This is a genomic window from Streptomyces sp. NPDC058632, from assembly GCF_042717095.1.
GTDB lineage: Bacteria > Actinomycetota > Actinomycetes > Streptomycetales > Streptomycetaceae > Streptomyces.
Window position 1 is genome coordinate 114,269 of sequence record NZ_JBHXQZ010000006.1, and the last position, 7,614, is coordinate 121,882.

Here is a 7,614-nt window from a genome sequence, read left to right on the forward strand (position 1 = left end):
GGCCAGGCAACTCCTTCATGTCTTCCGTGACTGACCCAGGTGGAGCAGCGGGCGGTGTACTGAGCCCACTTCGCGTGAATCCCCCATGAACGAGCCGGGCCCGCCGCACACGGATTGGCTCGATCCGTACGAACCCCGAGACGAAGAAGAGAGCCGGTCATGGACTTCCTTCGCCCCGCCAGTTGGGAGGAGGCGCTCGCCGCGAAGGCCGAGCACCCCACCGCTGTGCCGATTGCGGGTGGCACCGACGTGATGGTCGAGATCAACTTCGACCACCGCAGGCCCGAGTACCTCATGGACCTCAACCGCATCGGCGACCTCACCGAGTGGGAGGTCGGCGGGGACACCGTACGGCTCGGCGCCTCCGTCCCCTACACGAGGATCATGGAACACCTGCGAGCCGAACTGCCGGGCCTCGCCCTCGCCGCCCACACCGTCGCCTCCCCGCAGATCCGCAACCGCGGCGGGGTCGGCGGCAACCTCGGCACCGCCTCCCCGGCCGGTGACGCCCACCCGGCGCTGCTCGCCGCCGGCGCCGAGGTCGAGGCCGCGTCGGTGCGCGGGTCCCGCCGCATCCCGGTCGACGCCTTCTACACCGGTGTGAAACGCAACGCGCTGGCGCCCGACGAGCTGATCCGCGCCGTCCACATCAAGAAGGCCGACGGACCGCAGCAGTTCTCGAAGGTCGGCACCCGCAACGCGATGGTCATCGCCGTGTGCGCGTTCGGCCTGGCCCTGCACCCCGGCACCCGCACGGTCCGCACCGGCATCGGCTCGGCGGCGCCCACCCCCGTACGGGCCACCACCGCCGAGGAGTTCCTGAACGCGGCGCTCGACGAGGGCGGCCTCTGGGACAACAGGAAGACCGTCCCGCCGTCGGTGGCCGAGCAGTTCGCCGGCCTCTGCTCCGCCGCCTGCAACCCGATCGACGACGTCCGCGGCACCGCGAGCTACCGCAGGCACGCCGTCGGCGTCATGGCCCGCCGCACGCTGACCTGGGCCTGGGAGTCGTACCGCGGCACCCGCCGTATCACCGAGGGAGCCGCGTGATGCGTGTCCACTTCACGGTCAACGGACGGCCCCAGGAGGCCGACGACGTGTGGGAGGGCGAGTCCCTGCTGTACGTGCTGCGCGAGCGGCTCGGCCTGCCCGGGTCCAAGAACGCCTGCGAACAGGGGGAGTGCGGCTCCTGCACGGTGCGCCTCGACGGCGCCCTGGTGTGCTCCTGCCTCGTCGCGGCCGGCCAGGCCGAGGGGCGCGAGATCGTCACGGTCGAAGGGCTGGCCGACCTCGCCCGGCAGCGCTCCCGCACCGCGGAGGGCGGTACCGGACTCGCTCCGGTCCAGCAGGCGTTCATCGACGCCGGGGCCGTCCAGTGCGGCTTCTGCACCCCGGGCCTGCTGGTCGCCGCCGACGAGCTGCTCGAACACAACCCCAGCCCGAGCGACGCCGACATCCGTGAGGCACTCTCGGGCAACCTGTGCCGCTGCACGGGCTACGAGAAGATCATGGACGCGGTCCGCCTCGCGGCCGCCCGCCAGTCCGACCGGTCCGCCCGGTCCGCCCGGTCCGAGGGGGCCTGAACGATGAGCACCCGCACCCCCGAGCCCTCCGGACCGGCCGCCGGCCCTCTCGGCGCGCCCACCACCGTCACCCAGGGCGCCCCGGCCGGAGGTGGCGTCGGTGAGTCGACCCTTCGCCCCGACGGCACCCTCAAGGTCACCGGCGAGTTCGCGTACTCGTCCGACCTGTGGCACGAGGACATGCTCTGGGGCCAGATCCTGCGCTCCACGGTCGCGCACGCCGAGATCGTCTCGATCGACACCTCCGGGGCCCTCGCCCTGCCGGGCGTCCACGCCGTCCTCACCTACGACGACCTGCCGACCGCGGTGCGCCACTACGGCCTCGAGATCCAGGACACCCCCGTCCTCGCCCACGGCAAGGTCCGTCACCACGGCGAGCCCGTCGCCGTCGTCGCCGCCGACCACCCCGAGACCGCGCGCCGCGCCGCCGCGAAGATCAAGGTCGAGTACCGCGACCTGCCCGTCGTCACCGACGAGGCCTCCGCGCTCGCCCCCGACGCGCCCCTCGTCCACGAGCACCGCGACGATCACCACAACCGGCACGTCGCCCACCCCAACATCGTCCACCGCCAGCCGATCGTGCGCGGCGACGTGGCACGGGCCCGCGGACGCGCCGACGTCGTCGTCGAGGGCGAGTACACCTTCGGCATGCAGGACCAGGCCTTCCTCGGCCCCGAGTCCGGGCTCGCCGTCCCCGAGGAGGACGGCGGCGTCCACCTCTACGTCGCCACCCAGTGGCTCCACTGCGACCGGCGCCAGATGGCGCCCGTACTCGGCCTGCCCGAGGACAAGGTACGGATGACCCTGGCCGGTGTCGGTGGCGCGTTCGGCGGCCGCGAGGACCTGTCCATGCAGATCCACGCGTGCCTGCTCGCCCTGCGCACCGGCAAGCCCGTCAAGATCGTCTACAACCGCTTCGAGTCCTTCTTCGGCCACGTCCACCGCCACCCGGCCAAGCTCTTCTACGAGCACGGCGCCACCCGCGACGGCAAGCTGACCCACGTCACGTGCCGCATCGTCCTCGACGGCGGCGCGTACGCCTCCGCCTCCCCGGCCGTGGTCGGCAACGCCGCCTCCCTCGGCGTCGGGCCGTACGTCGTGGACGACGTCGAGATCGAAGCCCTCGCCCTCTACACCAACAATCCGCCCTGTGGCGCGATGCGCGGCTTCGGCGCGGTCCAGGCGTGCTTCGCCTATGAGGCCCAGATGGACAAGCTGGCCGGGCGACTGGGCATGGATCCGGTGGAGTTCAGGCGGCTCAACGCCATGGAGCAGGGCACCGTCATGCCCACCGGGCAGGTCGTCGACTCCCCGGCGCCGGTCGCCGAACTCCTGCGCCGCGTCAGGGCGATGCCGATGCCGCCCGAGCGGCAGTGGGAGAGCAGCGAGGGGGCCGATGTGCGCCAGCTGCCCGGCGGCCTGTCCAACACCACCCACGGCGAAGGCGTCGTACGCGGTGTCGGCTACGCGGTCGGCATCAAGAACGTCGGTTTCTCCGAGGGGTTCGACGACTACTCCACCGCGCGTGTGCGGATGGAGGTGGTCGGCGGTCGGCCCGTGGCCACCGTGCACACCGCGATGGCGGAGGTCGGGCAGGGCGGAGTCACCGTCCACGCCCAGATCGTCCGGACCGAGCTGGGCGTCGGCCAGGTGACCATCCATCCCGCCGACACTCGGGTGGGATCGGCCGGTTCGACCTCCGCCTCCCGGCAGACGTACGTCACCGGAGGCGCGGTCAGGAACGCCTGCGAACTCGTCCGGGGGGAGGTCCTGGAGCTCGGCCGGCGCAGGTTCGGCTCGTACCACCCGGCGTGGGCGACGGCCGAACTGCTGCTGGAGGGGGGCAAGGTCGTCACCGACGGCGGCGAGGTACTGGCCGATCTGGTGGACGTCCTCGGGGACGAGGCCGTCGAGGTGGAGGAGGAATGGCGGCACCGGCCGACCGAACCCTTCGACCTGCGCACCGGCCAGGGCAACGGCCATGTCCAGTACACCTTCGCCGCACACCGCGCCGTCGTCGAGGTCGACACCGAACTCGGTCTCGTCAAGGTGATCGAGCTGGCCTGCGCCCAGGACGTCGGCAAGGCGCTCAACCCGCTGTCCGTCATCGGCCAGATCCAGGGCGGCACCACCCAGGGCCTGGGCGTGGCGGTCATGGAGGAGATCGTCGTGGACCCGAGGACGGCGAAGGTGCGCAACCCCTCCTTCACCGACTACCTCATCCCCACCATCCTCGACACGCCGGTCATCCCCGTCGACGTGCTCGAACTCGCCGACGACCACGCGCCGTACGGGCTGCGCGGCGTCGGCGAGGCCCCCACCCTGTCGTCCACCCCGGCGGTCCTCGCGGCTGTCCGGGACGCGACCGGCCTTGAACTGAACCGCACACCGGTCCGCCCGGAACACCTCACCACCACCGTGTGACGCACCCACCGGCGCGGGGCAGCCGCCCGGGACGGGCAGGCCCTGGCCGCTACCGGGGCCCGCGGACCCCTGCCGAGGAGAACGACAGATGCTGGACATCGCCGAGGAACTGCACCGGTGGACCGCACAGGGCCGTGACTTCGCGGTCGCCACCGTCGTGGCGGTCACCGGCAGCGGGCCCCGCGGGCCCGGCGCCGCGCTGGCGGTGGACACCGACGGCACGGTCGTCGGCTCGGTCTCCGGCGGCTGCGTCGAGGGTGCGGTGTACGAGCTGTGCCGGCAGGCCCTCCAGGACGGCGAAACCGTCCTCGAACGCTTCGGCCACAGCGACGAGGACGCCTTCACCGCCGGTCCGACCTGCGGCGGCGTCATCGACATCCTCGTCACACCGGTACGGGCGGCCGACCCCGCCCGCCCGGTGCTCACCGCCGCGCTCGCCGCCGCCGCGGGCGGGCGGGCGGCAGCCGTGGCGCGGATCGTGGGCGGCCCGGCCCACCTGATGGGCCGCGCTCTCACGGTCCGCCCCGACGGCTCGTACGAGGGAGGTTTCGGAGCCCACCCGGAACTGGACCGCACGGCGGTGGCGGAGGCCGGCGCGCTGCTGGCCGCGGGCCGCACCGGCACCCTGGAGATCGGCGCGGAGGGCTCGCGCTGCGGAGCGCCGCTCACGCTCCTGGTCGAGACGTCGGTCCCGCCGCCCCGGATGATCGTCTTCGGCGCGATCGACTTCGCTTCGGCGCTGGTCCGGGCCGGCGGGTTCCTCGGCTACCGCGTCACCGTGTGCGACGCGCGCCCCGTGTTCGCCACCCGGGCACGCTTCCCGGACGCCGACGAGCTCGTCGTCGACTGGCCGCACCGGTACCTGGAGCGCACCGGGGTCGACGCGCGTACGGTCCTGTGCGTCCTGACCCACGACGCCAAGTTCGACGTACCGCTCCTGCGGCTCGCCCTGCGCCTCCCGGTCGCCTACGTGGGCGCGATGGGCTCCCGCCGCACGCACCTGGACCGCACCGCCCGCCTGCGTGAGGCCGGCGTCACCGACCGGGAACTGGCCCGCCTGCACTCACCGATCGGCCTCGACCTCGGCGCCCGCACCCCGGAGGAGACGGCCGTGTCCATCGCCGCCGAGATCGTCGCCACCCGCCGAGGCGGCACCGGTCTCCCCCTCACGGGTGCCCTCACCCCGATCCACCGCGACCGCGAACCCGATCGCGCCTCCGCGTCCGTCGGCGGAACCGGTCCGACGGTGTGATGGACAACAGAGATGCCATCGGCCCGGGCGCGGGCCCGGCGGTGCCGGTGACACCTGCCGGCGGCACCTCCGTCACGGCTGCCGCAGCAGGGTGTTCACCGCCCGGCCGAACACCCGGCGGGAGACGGCTCGCAGGGCCGGGTCGCAGAAGCCGGGCAGGAAGCGGACGCGCAGGTCCTCGCGCCACAGCACGCGGGTGCGGCCGCCCGGTCCCGGGCGGACCTCGATCTCCGCCCAGCCCCCGACCACGCGGCCCCGCTTCTCCAGCCGGCACAGACCGGGTGAGCCGTCGACCGGCGGCCGCCAGACGGTCACCTCCATCCGGTCGTCGAGGGCGACCGGGCCGAGGCCCGAGCGGGCGACGAAGACCGTGCCCTCACCGGTGGGCGGGGGAGTGGTCACGGTGACCCGGGTGAGCGGGACCGCCGTCCCGTGGCGGGGCCACTCCGTGAGCCGACGCCAGGCCTCGTCGAGCGGGAGCGGTGCCGTGCGCTGGAGATGGAAGGTGGCCACGGGGCGATCCTAAGGAATCAGGGCAGACCGGGGGCCCGGCCGGGCGCGTGTCACCCGCCCGGCCCAGTCGGCGCGCGAGTCCACCGCGGGCCCACCGCGGGCCCACCGCGGGGCCGGCGCGGGCGAGGGCCGGGTGCGGGGGCGTATCGGCAGTACCTGGCGCATCCGGTGCTCCGTGCGTTCGGCCACTTCGCGCGTCTCCGCCAGAACGTCCCCGAGCTCGCGCACGAGGCCCTCGCAGACCGGGAGGCGAACGGGTCCGGTCCGGTGCCCGGGGGCATGTCCGGGGCCGTGCGCGGACCTGCCGGGTCCATCGGTGCGATCGGTGCCGGTGGGATGGGAAGTCACTGAGGAGCCCTTCGTCGTGGGGTCGTTCCGGGTTCTGGCCTACGGCATGCGGAAGGGGCCGTTCCTCAGGCCCCGCAGGACTCGGCGTCCGATCCCCGTCGCGGTGTCACACACCCCGGGAATGCCCTGGACCGGGCGCAATGGTCGCGGGACGTTCCGGCCCTTGCGGACAGGTGGTGGCCGCAAGCCTCGCTAACGTACTGGTATGACGAAGACGAAGCGGAGCGTCACCCCGGCCCAGGGGCCGTCCGCCGTGCTCGGCACCCGGGCCCTGAACCGTGCCACCCTCGCCCGGCAGCTGCTCCTGCGGCGCTCCCCCCTGTCCGCGGAGGCGGCCGTCGGGCATCTGGTCGGGCTCCAGGCGCAGAACGTCAAGCCGCCGTACTACGCCCTCGCCGCCCGCCTCGACGGCTTCACCCCCGAGGCGCTGTCCCGGCCGATGGCCGACCGAGCGGTGGTCCGCATCGTCACCCTGCGCTCGACCATCCACACCCACACCGCCGACGACTGCCTCACCCTGCGCCCCCTGGTCCAGCCCGCCCGCGACCGCGAACTCGCCCTCTTCCGCAAGGGGCTGACCGGCGTCGACCTCGACCGGCTGACCGCGCTCGCCCGGGACCTCGTCGAAGCCGAACCGCGCACCATGACGCAACTGCGCGAGGCCCTGCTGAAGGAGTGGCCCGACGCCGACCCGCAGGCCCTCTCCGTCGCCGCCCGGTGCAGGCTGCCCCTCGTCCAGATCACCCCGCGCGGACTGTGGGGCCAGAGCGGCCAGGTGACGCTCACCACCGCCGAACGATGGCTGGGCCGCCCCGCCGAGCCCTCCCCGGGGCCGGACACCGCGGTACTGCGCTACCTCGCCGCCTTCGGGCCCGCCTCCGTGAAGGACATGCAGGTCTGGGCCGGACTGACCAGACTGCGTGAGGCCTTCGACCGCCTCCGGCCGCGCCTGGTCACGTTCCGCGACGAGTACGGCGTCGAGCTCTTCGACCTCCCCGACGCGCCCCGGCCCGCCCCTGACACCCCGGCCCCGCCGCGGTTCCTGCCCGAGTTCGACAACCTGCTCCTCTCCCACGCCGACCGCACCCGCGTCGTACCCCACGAGCTGCGGGGCAGCACCTGGCGGGGGAACATCTCCTACCGCGCACTCCTCGACGACGGCTTCCTGGCGGGAGTGTGGAAGCTGGACGAACACGCCCTGGTGATCGAGTCGTTCGGCCCGCTCACCAGGGCCCGGCGGGACGAGATCACCGCCGAGGGGGAGCGGATGCTGCAGGTGATGCACCCGGACACGGCGTACGACATCCGCTTCGGAGCCGTGCGCCGGTGACGGGGCGGGGGAGGGAAGGGGAGGGGACGACGGGAGGGAACGCGGTATCGACGAGCGGCATGGATAGGGGGCGTTGGTGGGGGGCGGGGTGAACACCCCCCAACCCCACCGCACCAAAAAACGCGTAAAAAACAAAACAAAAAGTATGATATAAAAAAAAAACA

General features: G+C 73.1%; 6 protein-coding genes. 5 read left to right on the plus strand and 1 reads right to left on the minus strand.

Translation table 11 applies throughout. From position 1 onward, the window contains the following. Positions 1-159: 159 nt before the first annotated feature. The 4 genes from ACFWVE_RS04605 (at position 160) to ACFWVE_RS04620 (ending at position 5,259) form a co-directional block, all read left to right on the plus strand. Complete coding sequence (locus ACFWVE_RS04605) at positions 160-1,050, plus strand: FAD binding domain-containing protein (RefSeq protein ID WP_384008162.1); 891 nt, start codon at positions 160-162, stop codon at positions 1,048-1,050. Next, a complete protein-coding gene (locus ACFWVE_RS04610) occupies positions 1,050-1,583 on the plus strand; it encodes a (2Fe-2S)-binding protein (protein WP_384008164.1) in 534 nt (177 codons plus the stop codon). Before ACFWVE_RS04605 ends, ACFWVE_RS04610 begins: the two co-directional genes overlap by 1 nt. A 3-nt stretch (positions 1,584-1,586) precedes the next feature. Next, positions 1,587-4,007 carry a xanthine dehydrogenase family protein molybdopterin-binding subunit gene (locus ACFWVE_RS04615; RefSeq protein WP_384008166.1) on the plus strand — a complete coding sequence of 807 codons (2,421 nt, stop codon included), beginning with the start codon at positions 1,587-1,589 and terminating at the stop codon, positions 4,005-4,007. Positions 4,008-4,095: 88 nt separating this feature from the next. Next, complete coding sequence (locus tag ACFWVE_RS04620) at positions 4,096-5,259, plus strand: XdhC family protein (protein WP_384008168.1); 1,164 nt, start codon at positions 4,096-4,098, stop codon at positions 5,257-5,259. A gap of 72 nt (positions 5,260-5,331) precedes the next feature. Here ACFWVE_RS04620 and ACFWVE_RS04625 read toward each other — a convergent pair whose 3' ends face one another. Next, positions 5,332-5,772 carry an SRPBCC family protein gene (locus ACFWVE_RS04625; RefSeq protein ID WP_384008170.1) on the minus strand — a complete coding sequence of 147 codons (441 nt, stop codon included), beginning with the start codon at positions 5,770-5,772 and terminating at the stop codon, positions 5,332-5,334. Between the two features lie 553 nt (positions 5,773-6,325). Here ACFWVE_RS04625 and ACFWVE_RS04630 point away from each other — a divergent pair. Then, positions 6,326-7,450, plus strand: coding sequence for a winged helix DNA-binding domain-containing protein (locus ACFWVE_RS04630; RefSeq protein ID WP_384008172.1), 1,125 nt, complete (start codon positions 6,326-6,328; stop codon positions 7,448-7,450). Positions 7,451-7,614: the final 164 nt, after the last annotated feature.

What these genes read in the sequence shown, in the direction of transcription:
- ACFWVE_RS04605 (WP_384008162.1), top strand. Translation starts at nt 160, where the DNA reads ATGGACTTCCTTCGCCCCGCCAGTTGGGAGGAGGCGCTCGCCGCGAAG.
- ACFWVE_RS04610 (WP_384008164.1), top strand. Translation starts at nt 1,050, where the DNA reads ATGCGTGTCCACTTCACGGTCAACGGACGGCCCCAGGAGGCCGACGAC.
- ACFWVE_RS04615 (WP_384008166.1), top strand. Translation starts at nt 1,587, where the DNA reads ATGAGCACCCGCACCCCCGAGCCCTCCGGACCGGCCGCCGGCCCTCTC.
- ACFWVE_RS04620 (WP_384008168.1), top strand. Translation starts at nt 4,096, where the DNA reads ATGCTGGACATCGCCGAGGAACTGCACCGGTGGACCGCACAGGGCCGT.
- ACFWVE_RS04630 (WP_384008172.1), top strand. Translation starts at nt 6,326, where the DNA reads ATGACGAAGACGAAGCGGAGCGTCACCCCGGCCCAGGGGCCGTCCGCC.